This is a genomic window from Natrinema sp. 74, assembly GCF_046097095.1.
GTDB lineage: Archaea > Halobacteriota > Halobacteria > Halobacteriales > Natrialbaceae > Natrinema.
On the sequence record NZ_CP175698.1, the window covers coordinates 3,550,016 to 3,570,620 of the forward strand.

Consider the following 20,605-nt stretch of genomic DNA (forward strand, 5'->3'; position numbering starts at 1 on the left):
GGAGCTCGGACGCCGCCTTTCTGTTGAAGCCCCGTCCGTAATGGGGCTCTACGGCGACGTCCCGTTATGGTGTCCGTCGATCGGAAGTGGATCGTGTTGGGGGGCGTCGTCGTAGCAACGTACGCCGCGAGCCTCGCATTCTGGGGGCTCTGGGCGACACAAGGTGCCGCGTTCACGGCGGCTGCCGTCGGCGTGATCCTTGGGTCGCTGTTGTGGCTCGGCGAGCGGGCCGCCTCGAGGACGGACTGGTCCGTTGGCGCTCTACAGGACTCGTGACTGGTGTAGGCCCTCACGACCGAATTCGAGATCGCCACGGAACGCCCGCTCGAGTCTTGCTTCCGGATCGGCCGCTTGGCGTGACACCGAGGGACAGTAGAGGGTTCGAACGGCAACGCCGAGTGACCGACTGTCCGTCACGGCTCGAACGAGTTATCGTTCTCCTTCGATTCCGCGCTCGCGCTCGAACTGTGCGAAGAAGTCGTTCATGAACTCCCATCGGGACTCGCCGAGACGGCGACCGGGCGAGGTATACAGTTCGTCCAGCCGCTCCCGCGCCCACTCCTGAAGGAGCGTGACGTCCGGCCGGCCGGCCGACTCCATCGTCGAACTCGAGGCGTCGTCGATTAGCGCGTACTTCTCGCCCGCACGTCCCGACCGCTCGCCGACGATACAGGCCAACCGAACGAGACCGCGCGCGCCGGCGGCATCCAGTTTGTCCGCGTCGAAGAGCAACTGCGCCTCGATCGTCTCCGGTTCCGGCGAACTGGATCGAATACTGTGCGTCCGAATACAGCGCTCGACGGCGTCGATGCGGTCGGCCGCCACCCCTTCGGCTTCGAGCAGGGCCGCCGCTTCGCTCGCACCCCACTCGTCGTGCTCATCGATCTCGCCCGTTCGCTCCAGTGGCCGACCGATATCGTGTAGCCACGCCGCTGCCGACAGAACGTCCCTGTCGACGGGTTCGGCACATTCGTCCGCGAGACGAATCGAGACGTCGCGCACTCGCTTTGCATGGAACCGATCGTGTGCCGGGAGGGCGGCTTCGTAATACGGTAGTGACAGCGCTCGAGCGCGGGGACCTAACTCCTGCGTCATCTGACGTGTCAGGAGTCAGCTACCGAACATTATAGCGATTATGGAATATTCATCCGAATACCGACGTGGGCGGTCGAGGATGACGGTTTCGACGGTCCTGGGTTTCGGTCACGTCTCTCCCTCGGCGAGCCCGAGCAGCGCCAGCGCGGTCCCCAGCAGCGCCACGTTCTTGAGAAAGTGTGTCAGTTGCTGTTGTCGCTGCTCGGGATCGTCGACCGTCCAGAAGTCGTGCATCGCGGGCGTCACGCCGAGGAAGAACGTCGCAACGGCGCTCGCGGCGAGTGCGGGCGCGCGCCACAGGGTAATCCCGATACCGCCGCCGAGCAACAGCGCGTGGGAGGCGTTCGTCGCGAGTTCGGGCATCGGCACGTTCTTCGCCGCCGCGTACTCGGCGCGCTCGTCTGCGTTTCGAAGCCCGTCGACCGCCATCATGGTAAGTATCCCGCCGTACAGCAACCGGCCGACCAAAAACGCCGTCGAACCGAGCCCAGCGTCGCCGTTCGACCCATTGCCGGCGATCACGGACTCCGAAGCCGGTTCGCTCGTCGAATGTCTCTCGAGCGCCTCTAGCATACGCTACCGATCGATCGCTACGCACTTAGGGACCACACCGGCGAGTGCACTGCCCCGTCGAACGGGCGGCGACCGCCGCGTCCGATACCCGTTTCAGGCGACCGTCCCTATTTGAACCGAGTACGATGTCCGCACGTCGCACCGGAACCCGGCTCCTGATGGCGCTGGTCGGCTGTCTCCTCCTCCTGTGGTATCTCGGACTGGCCGCCGTCAGCTACTGGGCGGTGTCGGTCCTCCGGCGCTCCGCGCCCGACCTTCCGGCCACGCTGGTGCTGATCGCCGTCATCGCTCTCGTCACCGGCGTTCTGAGCTATCGGTTCGGGACGCGGCAGTTGCTCTCGCGCCTCGAGGCGGTCGAACTGCCGCAATCGCACGCGCCCGGGTTCTACCGCCGACTCGACGCCCTCGAGTCGCAGATGGGCGTCGACACCCCGACCGTCCTGATCGCCCGGCTGCCGATGCCCAACGCCTTCGCGCTGGGTAGCGCCCACAACGGCGTCATCGTCCTCGACCGCTCGCTCTTCCGGCTGCTGTCGCCCGACGAACTCGAGGCGCTGGTGGCCCACGAACTCGCCCACCTCGAGCGCCACGACGCGTTCGTTCAGACGCTCGCCTACAGCGGCTTTCGGACGGTGGCCGGACTCGTCTTTCTCGTCCTCGCGCCGCTTTTGTTGCCGATCGCGGGGATCGCTCGCGCGATCGCCTGGATGCGCGGCAATCCGGCGTCGTGGTCGCAGACGGCTTTCGGCCGGCTGCTGGCGCTGATCGAGGGCGGGGTGGTCGTCGGCTTCCTGCTCGTGACGCTGGTCGTCCGCGCCCACTCGCGCCGACGGGAGTACGCCGCCGACGACCGCGCCGCCGCAGTCACCGCAAAACCCATCGCGCTCGCTCGCGCGCTGCGGACGATCGAGCGCGCCGCGGAGCCACCCCGCGGGCTGCTCGCGACGCTGTACGTCCACTCCGAGACGGAAGAGACGCTGAATCGGCTGTTCTCCACCCATCCGTCGACCGATGAACGGATCGAGCGGTTGGTAGCGCAGGCGCGCGAGTCCGACGCGGTCCGATAATAGCACCTCACAAACGCTTTTGGCCGCACACGCCCTATCTCCACCCATGTACGTGCGGGACGCGAAAAACAGGGAGGAAGTCTGGTTGCTCGACCACATCGAGTCGATGGGGCTCGACGAGACGGCGTTCCGCTCGCGCGACTACGTCGTCGCGGTCGACGAGACATCCGGAGAGAAGGCCGGATTCGGTCGCATCCGCGTCCATAAACCCGACGACGCGGCGGACGTCTGTGAACTGACGAGCATCGGCGTCCTCGAGGGCTGGCGTGGACAGGGCGTGGGAGCACACGTTGTCGAGCGACTCGTGGAATACGCCGGCGACGAGGGGTTCGACACCGTCTATTCCCTGACCGGCGAAGGCGCGTACCTCGCGCAGTTTGGCTTCCAGCGGATCGACGAATCCGAACTGCCCGACGTGTTACGAGAGCGCCTCGAGGCCAAACGCGACGGCTCCGACCCGGATGCGGTGTCGCTGTCGATCGACGTCGCCGAGTTTCGGATGCCCGATCGATTCCGCGAGGCGTTCAAACGCGCCCCCGAGGGCCGCGACGAAGCCGGCGACGAGGAGTCGCCGGAGGACTTCGGGATCGATCCTGAATCGGCGACGTACAAGTACGATACCGGTCGGTGACGACGGAACGAGCCGGTACCGACGGAGTAGGCGCTCGAGTCCGCGTCACCGGTTCCGCCCAGGTTCGGACGGCCGCTCGTGGAAGCCGTGGCGGAACGCGATCCAGGCGATGCCGGAGAGAAACAGCATCGGCGGCAGGACGGCGAAGGCCCACAGCGGATCCAGCCCCCATCGAAGCAAGAGGCCGAGGTTCGCCAGCCCGACGACGAGAAACGGCGCGACGTAGCGGGCAGCGCGGCGACGATCAGCCCCGGTATCGCTCGTCACCGTCGACTCCGATGCCATACGCGGAGCGTCGACGGGACGAACCATAAGCGGTTGCGACGATCGACGTGATAGTCATGAACGCGAACGAATCCGATTCGACGGCCGGTAGTATCGATTCGACAGCCGGCGATACTGACGCGACGACGGAGCGCGGCACCGATAGCGACGCCGGCGGGTCGGACGGCGAAATTCCCGTCTGGCTCGTCGAACGAACCTACGGCGACGACGAACTCAACCTCATCATCCTCGTCTACGCCACCGAGGATGGGACGCGGTACCACCGCCGCGAGCGGGCGCTGACGAGCTTTACCGGCCCCGCTCGAGCGACTCGCGCCGGCCTGACCGTCTCCCCGGATCAGGTCGGCACCGTCGACGATCCGGAGACGCGGGCGCGCTACGCGGCAGAGGCCTCGCGGATGGCCGACCGACACGACCCGGCCGACAGCGTATGAGACGGCTCGCCGACGGAGTCGCGACGCGAACGCGCCGCCGGACACAACCGTGGCAGACCGTCACGCCGTTCATCAAAGTTCAAGCCCCGTCCCGTCTACGCTAATCATAATGTTCGATCCCGATGAACTCGAGGAGATCCGTGCCAGCAAGGAGGAGTGGCACGACGAGGAAGTCAAACCCGTCCTCGAGCGCTTTGGCGAGCGCAAGGAAACATTTACCACTGATACGGGCGGCCAGGAGGTCGATCGGCTCTACACGCCCGCCGACGTGGGTGACATCGACTACGAGGAGGACCTGGGCAATCCGGGCGAGCCGCCGTACACGCGCGGGGTGTACTCGACGGGGTATCGCGGGCGGCTGTGGACGATGCGTCAGTACGCCGGCTTCTCGACGCCCGAAGACACCAACGAACGGTATCACTACCTGCTCGATCAAGGTCAGACGGGGCTCTCGATGGCCTTCGACCTGCCGACGCAGATGGGCTATGACTCCGACGCGGAGATGGCCGCCGGCGAAATCGGCAAGGCCGGCGTCGCGATCGACTCGTTGGCCGACATGGAGACCGTCTTCGACGGCATTCCGCTCGATGAGGTCTCGACCTCGATGACGATCAACGCGCCGGCGTCGGTGCTGTTGGCGATGTACATCGCTGTCGGCGACCAGCAAGGCGTCGACCGCGAGGAGCTTCGCGGGACGATCCAAAACGATCTCCTCAAGGAGTATATCGCGCGCAACACCTACATCTACCCGCCCGAGCCGTCGATGCGAATCATCACGGACATCTTCGACTTTTGCGCCTCTGAGACGCCGAAGTTCAACACCATCTCCATCTCGGGCTATCACATCCGCGAGGCCGGCTCGACGGCCGCCCAGGAACTCGCGTTCACGCTCGGGAACGGCATCGAGTACGTCGAGACGGCCATCGACGCCGGCCTCGACGTCGACGAGTTCGCGCCCCAGCTCTCCTTTTTCTTCAACGGCCACAACAACATCTTCGAGGAGGTCGCGAAGTTCCGCGCAGCCCGCCGGATGTGGCACGACATCATCGACGAGCGCTTCGACGCGGACGATCCCAAGTCCAAGCAACTCAAGTTCCACACCCAAACTGCCGGCTCGATGCTGACCGCCCAGCAGATCGAGAACAACGTCGTCCGCGTCGCCTACCAGGCGCTGGCGGCCGTCCTCGGGGGTACCCAGAGCCTTCACACCAACGGCAAGGACGAGGCGCTCGCGCTGCCGACTGAGGAATCGGTCCGCACCGCCTTGCGCACCCAGCAGATTCTCGCCCACGAGTCCGGTGCAGCCGACACCATCGACCCGCTGGCCGGCAGCTACTACGTCGAGTCGCTGACCGATCAGGTCGAGGAGGAGGCCTACGAGATCATGGACGAGGTCGAAGACCGCGGCGGCATGTTAGAGGCCGTCGAACAGCAGTGGGTCCAGCGCCAGATTCAGGACACCGCCTTCGACCGCCAGAAGGAGATCGAGGAGAAAGAGCGCGTCATCGTCGGCGTCAACGAGTTCGAAGTTGACGAGGACCCCGAGATGGACGTCCAAGAGATCACCGAGGAGGACCAGCAGCGCCAGATCGACAGCCTCGAGGAGACCCGCGAGGAGCGCGACGACGAGGCGGTCGACGCCGCCCTCGAGGCGCTGCGCGACGCCGCCCGGAGCGACCAGAACCTGATGCCGTACATCATCGACGCGGTCAAGGCCTACGCGACGGTCGGCGAGATCTGTAACGTCATGCGCGACGAGTTCGGCGAGTACCAGCCCGGCAGCGTGGTCTGATCGGCCGGGCTCGCTCCACGATATCGGTTCTCCGTCACTCATCGTCGTGTGATGGACCGCTCGTCACTCGCCGGGCCGGTCTTGATGACGGCCCGTCTCGAACGCACGGTCATGAGCACCGATTCGACGACCGGAACGGTCATCGCGCAGGGGGCGGACGTACCGGCGCTCGGTCTCGGCACCGCCCGCATAACCGGCGATGACTGCCAGCGGGCCGTCGAGACCGCGCTGTCGGTCGGCTATCGCCATGTCGACACCGCACAGATGTACGACAACGAGGCCGCGGTCGGCCGGGCAATCGCCGAGAGCGAGATCGACCGCGAGGAGGTCTTCGTTGTGACGAAGGTCCATCCGAGCAACGCCGCTCCCGCGGCCGTGCGCGAATCGACGCAGCGAAGCCTCGACCGACTCCAACTCCAGACCGTCGACCTCCTCCTGTTACACGCCCCGAGCGACGAGGCACCGCTCGAGGCGACGATTACCGCGTTGAACGACTGCCAGCACGACGGACTGGCCGAACACATCGGCGTCAGCAACTTCGGAAGCGACGGCCTCGAGGCGGCGATGACCTACTCCGAGACGCCGATCGTCACAAATCAGGTGAAGTACCACCCCTACCACCAGCCGGACGACCTCGTCGCCCACTGCATCGAAAACGAGGTGCTCCTGACGGCGTACAGCCCGCTCGCAGAGGGGAGCGTCGTCGGCGACGACCGGCTCGAAGCGATCGGGGAAGACTACGGGAAATCGGCAGCGCAGGTGGTGCTGCGCTGGCTCCTCCAGCACCCCTACGTCGCAGCGATCCCGAAGGCCTCGAGCCGAGAACACATCGAGGCGAACGCGGACGTGTTCGGCTTCCAGCTCACCGACGAAGAGATGCGCGCGGTGTTCGAACTCGACGGCGGGCTCTCGGACCGGCTGGCCGGCCATCTGGGTCTGTAACGGGCACGCCGGACCGGTCTCGTCAGCCGCGAACGCAAATCCTCGACGAAAAATCACAACAATAAGGCCGCCGGTCCGAGGAGTATCATCTGATGCACTTCGATCACGCCGGCATCGCGGTCGACGACGCACAGGACTTCGCGGAGCTGTACGGCGATCTCTTCGGCCTCGAGGTCGCCCACGAGGAAGTGTTCGACGGCATGCGCGTCGCCTTCCTCGACTGCGGCGACGGCTACTTCGAACTGCTCGAGCCCCTCGAGACCGACGGGACGATCGCCCGCTACCTCGAGGACACCGACGCGGGCATCCACCATCTCGCGCTCGCGACCGACGACATTGAGGCCGCACTCGAGACGGCCCGCGACCACGACGTGACGCTGATCGACGCGGAACCGCGGCCGGGCGCGTGGGGCCACTCGGTCGCGTTCCTGCATCCGAAAGACACCGGCGGGATTCTGGTCGAACTGGTCGAACACTGAGTCTGCGGTCGACGGCTCAACCGCTCGCTCGCTCCGTTTCCGACTGGTCGGACGGATACGCGACCGTCGCGACCCGCTGAGCCTCGCTACGCGATGCGTGGTGAACGACAACGCGGCCGGGATAGCGTCCCTCGAGTTCGATCCGGGCCTCGTAATCGACGACGCCGAGGCAATCGACACAGCCGGCGGCCGACTGTTCGCCGCTATCGACGGTGAGCACGAGGGCGTCGTCGGCCTCGTCGTAGGTCGCGTCGGCGATCGACGGCTCGTAACACGGCGTCGGCGTCGTGATCTGCCCTGCCACGGCCACCGCCTCGTTCGCGAATTCGACGGTCGCGCTGTCATCGTCGCGCTCGTCCGCACACCCCTGCGCTACGGCCTCGATCGATCGCGCCACGATCCGGAGGTCGGGGCACGCGATCGATTCCGAGACCGATCTCATCCCGATTCCGGACCCGCGTAGCGTTGCGGTCGTCGACGAGCGCGTACAGTCGAACGGCTCGCGATCGACCCCGACAGTCGCGCTCGACTCGCCACCGGAGCCGGCGGTCGTTACGGTGACCGCGTACGATCGCGGCTCGGCGAGGACGACCTCGAGCGACCGGCCCGCGGAGACGGTGACGTCACGCTCGAGCAGGGTGTCTTCGCCGGTCGTGACCGCGACCGTGACCGTTCGGTTCGCGTCGCTCTCGTTTCGGAGAACGAGCTCGTGGGGTGGATGTGCGGCCGGAAACGGGACCGACTCGAGATCGCCGACGACGATCGTCCGCCGCGACTCGCCAGTACGCTCGGTCGCAGCACCGTCGGGAGTCGAGTCATCGAACGCCGACCCGACGCAGCCGGTCAGGCCACAGAGCGCGCCGGTCGTGCCGCCGAGTAGGGTGCGCCGTCGCATACCGGAAGCCACGACGATGTGCCATAAACACCTTTATCAGCCGCGCTGACCGGTCACCTCGCGTGATTGTCGCGGAGCGAGACGCACGCGTCCGTCGCGGTCAGAACGAGGTCGGTCGGCGCGAACGCCGAGCGGCTGAATCGCTCTCACGGCGCGAACCCGACGCCAACGGGTCGAACCGTCGATCAGTGGTACGCTCGCAGATCCGTCGGTAAACAGCGAACGAGCGGGCGGTCGCCGAGAACACCACGGTTTGTCTCGCGCAGTTCGGTGTCAGTCTCGCCTTCACGCGACTCGAGCGGTCCCGTTAATCCGAGCCGAGCGATCGTCGTCACCCGTCCCAAAACCACGGTACAGAGAGACGGAGAATCGTCAGTGATCAGCGTCCGAGCCCCGCGAAATCAACCCCCAATTCGAAACGAGGAAGGGAGTGAGATAGTTGAGGAATATCTTGCTCACGAGCGCGGTGGGTAGTCTCCCGGCCAGCAGTACATCACCCTGATTGTAGAGGGTGAGCCACGTTCCAACGAGCACCGTGATCGTCATCGTTCGCTTCAGATGGTGAGGTCGGAGGCAGATTTCTACGGAAGATCGAAGCGACTCTTTCATTCGTTCAGTGCTCACATTTGTGAGTGAAATGCCGTTTGATCCGGTCCCTTGGCACATCCGTTCATCGAATACGTGGGTTCGAGTTCCAGTCAGGAACTCGAGAACGGACCCGTGGTTACCCGCTGGTTCCCTCGCTATCAGCCGAAGTTCTCGATCAGCGCGTCGTCCGGGTCGCCGCCGTCGGCCTCGATCGCCTCGGCGACGGCCGTGACGAAGTCGTCGAAGCCGAAGGCGTACAGTTGGCCCGCCTCGCGGTGGGTTGCGACCGCGTCGACCAGTTCGTCGTCGGCGTCCTCCTCGAGGATGACGACCGTCCCACCGGCGTCCTCGAGCGCCTCGAGCCGATCGACGTGGGCGGGCTCGGCGGCCTGATAGATCACCGTCGCGTCGTGGCCCGCCTCGTGGGCCGCTTCGGCGATCGCGACCGCCGCACCGACACCCGGTCCGCCGGCGGCCGCGACCACGTCGCCCTCGCCGTCGTAGGTGACCCGGCCGAAGGGCCCTTCGACGTTGACGGTTTCGCCGCCCTCGAGGTCGGCGAGCCACGGCGAAAGGTCACCGTCGGGGTCGATCCCGACCGTGAGTTCGAACGTCTCGCCGACCGCCGGCGAGGAGAGCGTGTAATGGCGAGCGAGCTCCTCGCCGTCGGGGCTGGCTCGGAGCAGGACGAACTGTCCCGGCAGGGCGTCGAACGCCGCAGGCGTCTCGAGCTCGAGCGCGACGGTGTCGGGACCGACGTCGGTGACCGATGCGACCGTGACTGGCGTCCCATCCATGTCGGACGGGTTCGCACGCCGACTGAAAAGGCGTTCCGTTCCGCCGTGATCGGTCAGCGACTTTCGGCTCCGACACGGCGTCGCGATAGAGGTTTAATAAATGTAGATGATAGCGCAACGTTTGCGGTTTCTTCACCTCGCATAGCGAGATCCCACAATTACTAACGATTAGCCTGAGCTGTCCTTTGATACCGAACGCATTGCCTCCTGTTGCGGTCGCTCGGTTGGGGTTTCAGAAGCCTTTTCATTTATGGGGGGCAAGGCTCAGCATAACATGGCTGAGGACCTTAACTGGGCGATCGGAGGCGAGGCCGGCGACGGTATCGACTCCACGGGTAAAATCTTCGCTCAGGCACTTTCCCGAGCCGGACGGCACGTATTCACGTCGAAAGACTTCGCGTCACGGATCCGCGGTGGCTACACCGCCTACAAGATCCGCACGTCGGTCGACCGCGTCCAAAGCGTCGTCGATCGACTCGACATCCTGGTCGCGCTCACCCAGCGGACCATCGACGAGAATCTCGACGAACTCCACGACGGCAGTGCCATCATCTACGACGGCGAGCGCTCGTGGGAGGCCGAGATTCCCGACGAGATAACCGCAGTCGACGTCCCCCTGAAGTCGCTGGCCGAAGACGCCGGCGGCGCGATCATGCGCAACATCGTCGCGCTCGGTGCCGCGTGTGAGATCACCGGCTTCGACGTCGAATACCTGGACGAGTCTCTCGAGAAGCGCTTTGGCGGCAAGGGTTCGAAGATCGTCGAGAACAACAAGGAAGCCGCGCGGCTGGGCCAGGAATACGTTCAAGACAACTACGACCTAGATCACCTCGGCTACAGCGTCGAAACGACCGACAACGACTACGTGCTGCTTAATGGCAACGAGGCGATCGGGATGGGGGCACTCGCGGCCGGCTGTCGGTTCTACGCCGGCTATCCGATCACGCCCGCGACGTCCATCATGGAGTACCTGACCGGGCGTATCGAAGACTACGGCGGCCACGTCGTTCAGGCCGAAGACGAGCTGTCGGCCGTTAATATGGCACTCGGTGCCGCACGTTCCGGTGCCCGATCGATGACCGCAACCTCGGGTGCCGGGATCGACCTCATGACCGAGACGTTCGGACTCGTTGCAACCAGCGAGACGCCGCTCGTCATCACCGACGTTCAGCGGTCCGGCCCCTCGACGGGGATGCCGACGAAACAGGAACAGGGCGACCTTAACATGGCGCTGTACGGCGGCCACGGCGAAGTGCCGCGGTTCGTCGTCGCCCCCACGTCGATCACTGAGTGTTTCTGGAAAACCGTCGAGGCGTTCAACCTCGCCGAAAAGTACCAGACGCCGGTCTTCCTCGTCTCCGACTTAGCGATGTCGGTCACCGAACAGACGTTCCCGCCGGAGGCCTTCGACATGGACGAGGTCGAGATCGACCGCGGCAAACTCGTCGACGAGGACGAGGTCGATGAGTGGCTCGACGCTCAGGGCCGGTTCCGCGCCCACGCCGTCACCGAGGACGGCGTCAGTCCGCGTGCCATCCCCGGTACGACCGACGGCGCTCATATGTCCACCGGCCTCGAGCACGACGAACTCGGCCGCCGGACGGAAGACGAAGACGAGCGTGTCCACCAGGTCGACAAGCGAAACCGAAAGGTCGAAACCGCACGGAACGAGGAAGACTGGGACTACCGCGAGTTCGGCGACGAAGACGCCGACAACCTCATCATCTCGTGGGGGTCCAACGAGGGTGCACTCGTCGAAGCCCTCGAGTACCTCGAGGACGACGGCATCGATGTCCGCGTCATCTCGGTTCCCTACATCTTCCCGCGGCCGGACCTGACCGAAGAGATCGAGGCCGCCGACGAGACGGTCGTCGTCGAGTGTAACGCGACCGGGCAGTTCGCCGATGTGATCGAACACGACGTGCTCAGCCGCGTCAAGCGCATTAACAAGTACACGGGCGTTCGATTCAAGGCCGACGAACTCGCAGAACAGATCACCGAGCGACTCTCCGAGGAGGTACCAGCATAATGAGCTCCGACGTACGATTCACCGACTTCAAATCCGACAAGCAACCAACGTGGTGTCCCGGCTGCGGTGACTTCGGGACAATGAACGGCATGATGAAAGCCCTCGCCGAGACCGGTAACGACCCCGATAACACGTTCGTGGTCGCCGGGATCGGCTGTTCCGGCAAGATCGGGACCTATATGCACAGCTACGCCCTCCACGGGGTCCACGGCCGTGCGCTCCCGGTCGGCACCGGCGTCAAGATGGCCCGGCCCGACATTGAAGTGATGGTCGCCGGCGGCGACGGTGACGGCTACTCGATCGGTGCCGGCCACTTCGTCCACGCCGTCCGCCGGAACGTCGACATGTCCTACGTCGTCATGGACAACCGCATTTACGGGCTGACGAAGGGACAGGCCTCGCCAACCTCGCGCTCCGACTTCGAGACCTCGACGACCCCCGAAGGGCCCAAACAGCCGCCGGTCAACCCGCTCGCGCTCGCACTGGCTTCGGGTGCTTCCTTCATCGCCCAGTCATTCGCATCGGACGCCCTGCGTCATCAGGAAATCGTCCAGAAAGCCGTCGAACACGACGGCTTTGGCTTCGTCAACGTCTTCAGCCCCTGTGTCACGTTCAACGACGTCGACACCTACGACTACTTCCGCGACAACCTCGTCGACCTGCAGGAAGACGAGGATCACGACCCCAACGACTACGAGGCCGCCAAGGAAGTCATCCTCGATAGCGAAAAGGAGTACCAGGGCGTCATGTACCAAGACGAGGACTCCGTACCGTACCACGAACAACACGGCGTTACAGAGGACATGTCCGAGATTCCCGAGGGCGCGCCCGAGGACGCGATGGACCTCGTCCGCGAGTTCTACTGACGACTCGGCCGTTCTCGTTCCTTTTTCGCGACGTATTCCGGTGAGCAACGCGCAACCCGGTCGTCGAGCCCGATCGGTTGGTGGTTCGTGACGGCCGCTCCGAAACCGACGTGTCTTCCGTCCGCACTCGCGACCGTCAGCCCTCGACCGGATGCTCGACGGACTCCATCAGCACTTCGACGTTCGCCGACTCCTCGGTGAGCATCTTCGGGTAGAGGCCGAGCAGGACGAGCAGGTCACCCTCGTGGTCAAACGACGTGAGCTTGATTTCGATGTCGATCGTCTGGCCCTCGACCTCGGACTTCCCGACGAAGGTATCGACCGTCCGCCCATCGCCGAGAATCCCGAGTTTGAACGTGCTCTCGTGTTTGATATCTCTAATCGCACCCTGATCGGTCTCGATCTGACTCATGAACCGCTCGAGCAACTTCTTGTTCGACAGATCGTCGATCGGGTTGACCGATCGGCCGGCGACCTTCATGCCGGGGATTGAGACGGCCGCAAAGGCCGCCCCGTCGCGCTTCTGACCCGCGTATTCGACCTCTTTGGTGTAGGCCGACGCCCAGATCGAGGCGCTGACGTCGCGTTCGATGCCGCCGGGGAGATTGATCGTCCGATCGAGGTCCTTTTCGCGGACCTTCTGTTTCTGGTAGCCGGTCTCCTCGAGTGCCCCGTCGGTCGGGGCGGCGCGGTCGGAGTTGAATTGGAGCGGCCCGTTCCCGAGGACGAAGTCGAGACAGCCGGCCGTCAGCGCGAGCGTGCCGGTCGCGCCCGCGGCGAGAACCGATCGTCGAGAGTGAGTCATTACTGGAGAGGTTCGTCAGGATCGTCATATTAGTTGCGGCTCCGTTCGTTGGGTCGTCAGTGCAGTTTGATCCATCGGAGCCGTAACGAGTCGCCGTTCCGTCTCGTTCGCGTCGGTCGCGGGCGCGGACGCGGCCGTCGCGTCGCCGACTCGACGACGGAGCCGGAGATGAGCAACGGCGATTCACGCGGCGATCGCCGATCGCTATCCCTCGTCGACGGCCGCTTCGACGGTCTCGATCTCCGTCTCGGTCAGTCCGTATCGGTCGTAGACGAGTTCGTCGATCCGCCGGTCGATCGCCGCAAGCCGGGCCTCGAGGTCCTCGGCGCGAGTCTGCGCTTCGAGATAGCGCTCGAGCCCCTCGCGGACGTCGTCGACGACGGGGACCACGAGGGCGCGAAGTCGGTCGAGGGGCGAGATCGTCTTCGTCGCGGTCTCGCGGAGGTTCGCGAAGCCGCCCGCTTCGTCGACGGCGACGGGGACGAACGCCTCGATCAGGTCGGCCTCGGGTTCGTCCAGCGCCGAGAGCCGGAGCGCCGGCAGAGCGTCGGTCTCCGTGTATCCCCACCGATCGGTGTCGCGGTCACTGTCGGCCGCGGGCTTGTACCGAGCGGTCGCGTTGATACGGACCGTTCCAGGTGCACAGCGGTCGACGGACGCGCGTCCGAGGCGGAGGCCGTGCAGTTCGTCACCGACCTTTCGAAGCGGTGAGTTGGACGGGGCCACCGGACGGCACGGTCCGATCTCTCCGAGGGCGTCGCCGTCACGGTAGTGTCCTAGCTGTGTTCGGAGATCGAGCGTCAGGTCGCGGCGCTTGCGGGTCAGCTCGATCCGTTCGCCGACGAGGTCGTCGAACTCGTGGGCGTCCGGGACGGCGATCGGATACGACTCGAGCGTCGCCTGGTTGATCTGGGGGAAGACGGACCGGTAGGCGGCGTGGTTCACCTCGTGATAGAACGCGAGCAGCGACGAATTGAGGACGCCCAGCAGCCGACAGAGCTCGGCCTCTGATCCGTTCGAGCGAACGTTGTACGCCGACTTGATCGTGATCCGACCGTCCGTATCCAGCGCGCCGATCGGTGTCGATGCCGTCTGCCGAAAGACGAGCTTCGGGCTCCGATAGCGTTCGCGATCTTTCTCGACCTCGTCGGCCGGAACGTACTTCGTCTCCGCGTCGTCGAACCCGTACGGCACGACCGCCGATCCGGAGACGATCTCGTCTAACCCGTCGCGCTCGTTCGTCTCGGCGAGGAACTCGGCGTGCTTCCCGATCTCCTCGCCCCGCGAGATATCGACGCGCTCGCCGAGCCGGGGGTGGCCCGCCAGCTTCGCGAGGATCGAGCGCGTGGGTCGATCCAGATGCAACAGGAAGCGACACGCGTCCTGTTCTCGAAAGACCGACTGGGGAATCTCCGCGTAGTCGATCGGTTCGATGCCCACCCTGTCCTCGAGCGTCCCGCATCTCGTCGGCCCCTCGTCGGCCCCGGTTACGACGATCGCCGCGCCGTTTTCGACGCCCTCGAACGCCGCGCCGATGTGGAGCACGGTCGTGAGGGTCGTCTGCTCGAGCAGATAGCGACGGATGTGGGCGTTTTGCTCCCGGGCGAGTATCGCGTCGGGGACGACGATCCCGATGCGGGCGTCCGCGGCAAGACGGACAAACCGCTCGCAGAAGGCGACGTAGAGGTCGAACTGCTGGCGAGTCGCGGTGTACCGGTCCTCGAGATACGCCCGCAGCGATCGGTCCATGGTCGCGCTGATCTCGGCTCGCCCCGCGGTCGCCACCCACGGCGGATTGCCGAGCACTGCGTCGAACCCGGCGTCCGGTCGCCGTCGCCCCCGCTCGTCGAGGAACGCCTCGGGAAACTCGAGCTCCCAGTGGAAGGCTCCCCGCTCGTCGCTCGTCGACTGCGCAGCCTGAAACCAGTCGGTGGCTCGAACTTCGGCCCACGCGTCGTCGTCATCGAGTGCGCGCTCCAGTCGTTCGAGGGCGTCGTCCGGAAGCTCGAGGCCGAACCGACGCGCCGTGTCGACGTTCGCCAGTTCGATTCGCCTGCGCGTAGACGGCGTCTCGGCGCTTCCCGCCGCACTCTCTCCTGAGCGGGCCGCCGTCGCGTCAGAGCCGACCAGCGCGTTGCCCGCCTTCAGATGTCGGTCGAGGCCGGTCGGCGGCCGGTCGGCCGCCAGCGTCTCGAGCCACAGCGAACTCGTCGCGAGTTCGACGGCCAGTTCGTCCCGGTCGACGCCGTAGAGACACGACGTGGCGATATCGCGGCGAATCCGCCGTTCGTCAAGCATCGCCTCGGACCCGGCCTCGCCCGCCGCGTCCGTCACCCGCGCGACGAGAAACTCGAGCGTCCGCTCGAGGAAGCGACCGCACCCCATCGCCGGGTCCAAGATCCGCAGCGTCGTCACCGTCCGGTGGAGCGCGGTCTGGTACGCATCGGTTCCCGGTTCGAGCCCCCGTGACTCGAGATCGGCCTCGATGTCGTCGATCAGCGGCCCGACCGTCTCCTCGACGACGTAATCCACCACGCTCTCGGGCGTGTAGTAAGACCCCGTCGCCTTTCGCTCGCCGTCGTCGGTGGCGGCGTAGGGCTCACCCGCGGCAACCGTGTCGAGGGGCTCCCCAGCGGCCACCGCCGTCGCCGGCTTCCAGACCGTCTCACCGTCGTCGGCGACCGCCGCGTACGCCTCGGGCGCGATCCGAAACCGGTGCTCGAGCAGCGTCTCGTAGACGCTTCCGAGCCGGCGCGTCTCGAGGGCTCCGAACTCGATCGATTCGATCCGATCGTCGTCGGCCGCGGTCGTCGAGAGCCGATGGATCGCCTCGGCGAGTTGCCGATTGTCGATCGGCTCGGCCGCCCAGACGTCGCGATTCGCGGAATCGAACAGATCGCCGCCGTACGGCGGTATGCCGAGCGATTCCGCCCCCTCGTCGAACAGGCGAAACAGTGTCTCGAGCCGCCGCCACATCCCCGTCGACCGCGTATCGTAGGCGTCCGCGAACCCCCCGTCGGCCGCGTCGAGTTCCGCTTGGATCTCCGTTTGGAGTTGCTCGAGGGAAGTGACGGTCTCGGCCGCGTCCCCTTCGTCGTCCACCTCGTCGGTCGCGACCGCATCGCCATCGGCCTGTGATATGTGGCCGCGAGATTCGGCGACGGAGACGACCAGCAACCGGAGGAGGACGACGGTTGCCTGTGCTTCGAGCGCGGCGAGTTCCTCGCGATCACCCGACTCGATCTCCCGGTCGGTCGCCGCGACGAGGCCGCGGCCGAGCACCTGCCACGCCGCCAGCGCGTTTTCCTCGAGGTCCCCGCCGGGGTCCATAGTATCAGTCCAGTCGGATTGCCGCCGTAAGAAACCACTGGTCAGACGGGTCTCGTCCGTTCGACCGAGCGCTGTCTCTCGGTTACGGCGAAGTCGCTATCCTTTTCGCAGCCACGCCCCCATTTGAGAGCGAAAGCCGTGTCCTCGCTCATCGTCACAGCGCTCGCCGGCAGCGTCTTCGGACTCGCCCTCGCGGCCCCGCCGGGACCGATGAACGCGATCATCGCCGAGGAGAGCGTCGTTCGCGGCTGGGCCGCCGGCTTTCGGGCCGGGCTTGGGGCCATGCTCGCGGACGCGATTTTCTTCGTCCTCACGCTGGCGGGCATCGTGGCCGTGATCGACCGCGTGCCCGTCGTTCGGCCGACGCTCTATCTGGCCGGCGGCTGTCTCATGCTCTACTTCGCGGTCGGTGCGCTCGAGGAATTCAGGACCGCCACGTCGTTCACCGATGGCGGCCAGAACGCCGTGTCGGGGTTTCGGAAGACGTTCGTCCTCTCACTGACCAACCCCTACCAGATCGGGTTCTGGCTCACGGTCGGCGTCGGGCTCCTCGAGCCGGGCACGCTCGACGTCCTCGCACATGCGCCGGCCGTCGGCGAGGCGCTTTCGGGAACGCTCGTCGTCCAGACCGGATCGCCGACGCTGCTGCTCGGGTTCTTCGCCGGGATCGCGTGCTGGGTCACGGTCTATCCCGCGGCGCTGGCCGCGGCCGGCCGCCGCGTCGACGCCTTCGCGCCGGTAGTCGCTGGGCTGAGCGCCGCCGTCCTCGCGGGGTTCGGCCTGCTCTTTCTGGCGATGGGGACGCTCCGAATCGTCTGAGGATCGACCTCAACACCGGAGGAGTTCGAACGGGCTGTCGTTCGACCGCGCGTGCCGACTCTCATCGCCGTCGCGTTCCCCACTGTCGTCGGCCGACTGATTGCTCGTCCCGCCGGCTGACAGGCTGTTCTCGGCCTGAGTCAGACCCGTGCCGATGTTTTCGAGCATCGGCAACTGGAAATCGAATCCTTTGACGAGTTCGAACGACGCCATCGGTTCCGAGAAGAGATCGAGGAGACCGTCGCCGACGAACTGAATGCCGGCGACGACTTCGATGACCGAGTTCCCGTTGGTCGAACCGACGAGTTCGGCACCGATCGCACCGCCGGACTCCGTCAGCATCGCTGCGTGCAGCCGAATCCAGATGTTGGTGCCGTTTTCGGCACCGATGGTGAACTCCGTTCCCGACCCCGCGAAACACGTCGAGACCCGCTGTTCGGGCGCGTCGCTTGCACCGCTGGTATCGCTTTCGTTCTGTACACTCGAGATCGACTGCGGCGTCGCCGTCGCGACCGGGATATGAGCGAAGAGAAGGAGACAACACAGCGCGATAGCGACGATTCTCGTCCGGCGAGCACGTTCCATCACATCCGTCTCGATCCCACACTGCTATGAACGCATTGGCCGTTCCACGACGGCCGGCCTGAGGACCGATCGGCGATAGCGGTGCGCTGCGGTCGCTCGAGAAGGACCGATTGGCCCTCACGACAGTCGCGGTCGTTGTGATGTCGGTGACGGTGATCGGTGCTGAGCTACTCGCCTAACGCGGCGATCTCGTCCTCGAGCCACTCGCTGAACCACTTGACGCGTTTCAGGCGCTGGTGGGCGATGCTCTCGGCGGTGTCGCTCCGGACGCGCGCTGCGGCGTCGTAGCCGCGCTCTAAGACGCGCTCAACCATCTCGTCGGCGTCCATGTGCGTGCGGGCCTCATAACCCATCCGGAGCAACATGAGCGCGGTGCCGTTGGCTCCGATCTTATCGAGGAGGTCGGCCTCGATGAGACACTGCGTCTCGAGGGCGAGGTCGGTCAGGTCGCCCTGATAGGAGTGATCTTCGATGGCGCGACATACCTGCTGGACGAACGACTCTGGGTACTCACCGCGAGACTCGAGGTACTCGCGGGCGACGCGAGCGCCGGCCTCAGCGTGGAGTTCCTGGTCGGTCTCGAGTTTGGCGACATCGTGAAAGAGAGCGGCGACGCGGGTAACGTCGACGTCAGCGCCCTCCTGTTCGGCGATCTCCGTCGCGAGGTCGACGACGTTGAGGATGTGGTTGTGCCGGTACTCGGCGGAGTGCCAGGGGTACCAGCGCATGCGGCCGCCTTCCTCTTCTTTCTCGACGCTGGCCGAGAGGTACTCGAAGACGAAGCCTTTCATCGCCTCGAACTCGGCGTCGGACACTCCGGTCTCTTTTATTTCAACGCCCACGATAGATCCCTCCGCAGCAGACGAACGATAGTCATTACCGGAATCTTCGGTCGTTTCGCTCTTTAGCCTTTGGTTCGGAACGGTTTCGGTGAGAAATGGCGGTTATATTATATTTGAACGCCGCGTCCAGTCGCTCGTCCCACGGTGGCGTGTCGCTCACGTCGAAAATCTCCTGCTCCGCGGAAACTACCACGGTCTTCCGTTAAAGTCAAACAGTCGGCTCGGGAAGGGGTGTGTATGAGTAGCGAACAGGAAGCGGAATCGATCCGATGTCTCGTCGCTAAAGTCGGCCTCGACGGTCACGATCGAGGTGCCCACGTTATCGCACGCGCGTTCCGCGACGCCGGGTTCGAAGTCATTTACTCCGGACTCCACAAGTCGCCGGACGAGATCGTTCAGGCCGCCGTCCAAGAGGACGTCGACGTCCTCGGTATCTCCATCCTCTCCGGTGCCCACGATACGCTCGTCCCGAAGATCATGGACGGACTCGAGGAGTACGGCGCAAAAGAGGACACGCTCGTCCTCGCCGGCGGCGTCATCCCCGACGAGGACCGCGCGGGGCTCAAAGACGAGGGCGTCGCGGCGATCTTCGGCCCCGGGACGTCGATCGAAGAGACCATCGACTTCGTCCGCGAGAACGCGCCCCAGCGATGAGCATGGACGCCGCCGACGAATCGCTACTCGAGGAACTGCTGGCGGGCAAACACCGTGCGCTCGCCCGGATCATCTCGAAGATCGAGAACCGGTCGCCGGGCTACCGCGAGCTGGTCTCCGAACTCTACGCGCACACGGGCGACGCCGACGTGATCGGCATCACCGGCTCGCCGGGCGCGGGCAAATCGACGCTGGTCGACAAGCTCGCCGAGGCCTACCGCGATCAGGGCGAGACCGTCGGAATCATCGCGATCGACCCCTCCTCACCCTTTACCGGCGGGGCCGTGTTGGGCGATCGAATTCGGATGGCCTCCACGGTGGGCGACATGGACGTCTTCGTCCGCTCGATGAGCGCCCGCGGCACGCTCGGCGGTCTCTCGACGGCCACGGCGGACGCCGTCAAGGCGATGGACGCGTTCGGCAAGGACAAGATCATCATCGAGACCGTCGGTGCCGGACAAAACGAGATCGACATCGTCCGGACCGCCGACAGCGTCGCCGTCCTCGTCCCGCCGGGCTCGGGCGACGACATCCAGACGCTGAAAGCCGGCATCCTCGAGATCGCCGATATCTTCGTCGTCAACAAAGCCGACCGTGAGGGGGCCGCTCGAACCGTCCAGGAGCTCCGAGATATGGTCCAACTCGGCGACGAGAGCGGCCTCGCCGGCGGCGGCCACCACAGCCAAGAGGTCATCGACGCCCACGACGACTGGGACGACGAGCCCGACGCGGACGGCGCGGCCGACGAGGGCTGGACGCCGCCGATCGTCGAGACCGTCGCCGTCCACGGCACCGGCGTCGACGAGTTCATCGACGAACTCGCCGCCCATCGGGAGTACCTCGTCGACTCCGGCGAACACGCAGAGCAGGCGCGCACGCGCTACGCCGAGGAGATTCGCACCCTGTTGCGCGAAGACGTCCACGCGATGCTCGAGGACGAACTCGCCGCCGCCGGCGGAGTCGACGACCTCGCCGAGGCCGTCCGACAGGGCGAGACCGATCCCTACTCGATCGCGACCGACGTACTCGAGCCCGTCGCGGCCTGTCTGTCGGACCTCGAGACCGATGCGGACGCCGACTCGCGATAGCGCCTCGCC

21 protein-coding genes are annotated in these 20,605 nt (G+C 65.4%); 12 read left to right on the forward strand and 9 right to left on the reverse strand.

Features of this window, described 5'->3' with window-relative positions:
- Positions 1–66: 66 nt before the first annotated feature.
- On the forward strand, positions 67–276 hold the full coding sequence (locus ACJ70B_RS17670; RefSeq protein ID WP_408958300.1) for a hypothetical protein: 210 nt from the start codon (positions 67–69) through the stop codon (positions 274–276).
- 153 nt (positions 277–429) lie between these two features.
- On the opposite strand, the gene ACJ70B_RS17675 is transcribed toward ACJ70B_RS17670, so the two are convergent.
- On the reverse strand, positions 430–1,095 hold the full coding sequence (locus tag ACJ70B_RS17675) for an HD domain-containing protein (RefSeq protein ID WP_408958301.1): 666 nt from the start codon (positions 1,093–1,095) through the stop codon (positions 430–432).
- A gap of 108 nt (positions 1,096–1,203) precedes the next feature.
- The gene (locus tag ACJ70B_RS17680) at positions 1,204–1,668 is read right to left on the reverse strand and encodes a DoxX family membrane protein (RefSeq protein WP_408958302.1); all 465 of its coding nucleotides are present in this window, start codon (positions 1,666–1,668) and stop codon (positions 1,204–1,206) included.
- Positions 1,669–1,793: 125 nt separating this feature from the next.
- Here ACJ70B_RS17680 and ACJ70B_RS17685 point away from each other — a divergent pair, with 125 nt between their 5' ends.
- Positions 1,794–2,735: a M48 family metallopeptidase gene (locus ACJ70B_RS17685; protein ID WP_408958303.1), complete on the forward strand. Its 942-nt coding sequence runs from the start codon at positions 1,794–1,796 to the stop codon at positions 2,733–2,735.
- A 46-nt stretch (positions 2,736–2,781) separates the two neighbouring features.
- The gene (locus tag ACJ70B_RS17690; RefSeq protein WP_408958304.1) at positions 2,782–3,366 is read left to right on the forward strand and encodes a GNAT family N-acetyltransferase; all 585 of its coding nucleotides are present in this window, start codon (positions 2,782–2,784) and stop codon (positions 3,364–3,366) included.
- Positions 3,367–3,411: 45 nt separating this feature from the next.
- Here ACJ70B_RS17690 and ACJ70B_RS17695 read toward each other — a convergent pair whose 3' ends face one another.
- On the reverse strand, positions 3,412–3,651 hold the full coding sequence (locus ACJ70B_RS17695) for a hypothetical protein (protein ID WP_408958305.1): 240 nt from the start codon (positions 3,649–3,651) through the stop codon (positions 3,412–3,414).
- Between the two features lie 56 nt (positions 3,652–3,707).
- Between ACJ70B_RS17695 and ACJ70B_RS17700 the strand changes: the two genes are divergently transcribed.
- The 4 genes from ACJ70B_RS17700 to mce all read left to right on the forward strand — a co-directional run bounded on the left by ACJ70B_RS17700 (position 3,708) and on the right by mce (position 7,298).
- The gene (locus tag ACJ70B_RS17700) at positions 3,708–4,085 is read left to right on the forward strand and encodes a hypothetical protein (RefSeq protein WP_408958306.1); all 378 of its coding nucleotides are present in this window, start codon (positions 3,708–3,710) and stop codon (positions 4,083–4,085) included.
- A 109-nt stretch (positions 4,086–4,194) separates the two neighbouring features.
- Positions 4,195–5,877 carry a methylmalonyl-CoA mutase gene (locus tag ACJ70B_RS17705; protein WP_408958307.1) on the forward strand — a complete coding sequence of 561 codons (1,683 nt, stop codon included), beginning with the start codon at positions 4,195–4,197 and terminating at the stop codon, positions 5,875–5,877.
- Positions 5,878–5,988: 111 nt separating this feature from the next.
- Positions 5,989–6,819 (forward strand): aldo/keto reductase, encoded by an 831-nt coding sequence (locus ACJ70B_RS17710; RefSeq protein ID WP_408958308.1) that lies wholly within the window; start codon positions 5,989–5,991, stop codon positions 6,817–6,819.
- Between the two features lie 92 nt (positions 6,820–6,911).
- On the forward strand, positions 6,912–7,298 hold the full coding sequence (mce, locus tag ACJ70B_RS17715; protein WP_408958309.1) for a methylmalonyl-CoA epimerase: 387 nt from the start codon (positions 6,912–6,914) through the stop codon (positions 7,296–7,298).
- A 16-nt stretch (positions 7,299–7,314) separates the two neighbouring features.
- Here mce and ACJ70B_RS17720 read toward each other — a convergent pair whose 3' ends face one another.
- Positions 7,315–8,193 (reverse strand): hypothetical protein, encoded by an 879-nt coding sequence (locus ACJ70B_RS17720; protein ID WP_408958310.1) that lies wholly within the window; start codon positions 8,191–8,193, stop codon positions 7,315–7,317.
- A 746-nt stretch (positions 8,194–8,939) separates the two neighbouring features.
- Positions 8,940–9,578 (reverse strand): FAD-binding oxidoreductase, encoded by a 639-nt coding sequence (locus tag ACJ70B_RS17725; RefSeq protein ID WP_408958311.1) that lies wholly within the window; start codon positions 9,576–9,578, stop codon positions 8,940–8,942.
- Positions 9,579–9,852: 274 nt separating this feature from the next.
- Between ACJ70B_RS17725 and ACJ70B_RS17730 the strand changes: the two genes are divergently transcribed.
- Positions 9,853–11,607 (forward strand): 2-oxoacid:acceptor oxidoreductase subunit alpha, encoded by a 1,755-nt coding sequence (locus tag ACJ70B_RS17730; RefSeq protein ID WP_408958312.1) that lies wholly within the window; start codon positions 9,853–9,855, stop codon positions 11,605–11,607.
- Positions 11,607–12,473 carry a 2-oxoacid:ferredoxin oxidoreductase subunit beta gene (locus ACJ70B_RS17735; protein WP_408958313.1) on the forward strand — a complete coding sequence of 289 codons (867 nt, stop codon included), beginning with the start codon at positions 11,607–11,609 and terminating at the stop codon, positions 12,471–12,473. The genes ACJ70B_RS17730 and ACJ70B_RS17735 overlap by 1 nt, the downstream gene beginning before the upstream one ends.
- 136 nt (positions 12,474–12,609) lie before the next feature.
- Here ACJ70B_RS17735 and ACJ70B_RS17740 read toward each other — a convergent pair whose 3' ends face one another.
- Positions 12,610–13,278 (reverse strand): DUF6517 family protein, encoded by a 669-nt coding sequence (locus tag ACJ70B_RS17740; RefSeq protein ID WP_408958314.1) that lies wholly within the window; start codon positions 13,276–13,278, stop codon positions 12,610–12,612.
- Between the two features lie 204 nt (positions 13,279–13,482).
- Positions 13,483–16,608, reverse strand: coding sequence for an Eco57I restriction-modification methylase domain-containing protein (locus ACJ70B_RS17745; protein WP_408958315.1), 3,126 nt, complete (start codon positions 16,606–16,608; stop codon positions 13,483–13,485).
- A 138-nt stretch (positions 16,609–16,746) separates the two neighbouring features.
- On the opposite strand from ACJ70B_RS17745, the gene ACJ70B_RS17750 reads away from it, so the two are divergent.
- Positions 16,747–17,427 carry a LysE family translocator gene (locus tag ACJ70B_RS17750; RefSeq protein WP_408958316.1) on the forward strand — a complete coding sequence of 227 codons (681 nt, stop codon included), beginning with the start codon at positions 16,747–16,749 and terminating at the stop codon, positions 17,425–17,427.
- 9 nt (positions 17,428–17,436) lie between these two features.
- Here ACJ70B_RS17750 and ACJ70B_RS17755 read toward each other — a convergent pair whose 3' ends face one another.
- Both ACJ70B_RS17755 and ACJ70B_RS17760 read right to left on the reverse strand, forming a co-directional pair.
- Entirely contained in the window at positions 17,437–18,012 is a 576-nt protein-coding gene (locus ACJ70B_RS17755) for a hypothetical protein (RefSeq protein ID WP_408958317.1), read from the reverse strand.
- A 167-nt stretch (positions 18,013–18,179) separates the two neighbouring features.
- On the reverse strand, positions 18,180–18,854 hold the full coding sequence (locus ACJ70B_RS17760) for an HD domain-containing protein (RefSeq protein WP_408958318.1): 675 nt from the start codon (positions 18,852–18,854) through the stop codon (positions 18,180–18,182).
- Positions 18,855–19,091: 237 nt separating this feature from the next.
- On the opposite strand from ACJ70B_RS17760, the gene ACJ70B_RS17765 reads away from it, so the two are divergent.
- Positions 19,092–19,508, forward strand: coding sequence for a cobalamin B12-binding domain-containing protein (locus tag ACJ70B_RS17765; RefSeq protein WP_408958319.1), 417 nt, complete (start codon positions 19,092–19,094; stop codon positions 19,506–19,508).
- The gene (meaB, locus tag ACJ70B_RS17770; RefSeq protein ID WP_408958320.1) at positions 19,505–20,596 is read left to right on the forward strand and encodes a methylmalonyl Co-A mutase-associated GTPase MeaB; all 1,092 of its coding nucleotides are present in this window, start codon (positions 19,505–19,507) and stop codon (positions 20,594–20,596) included. Before ACJ70B_RS17765 ends, meaB begins: the two co-directional genes overlap by 4 nt.
- The last annotated feature ends 9 nt before the right edge of the window (positions 20,597–20,605 follow it).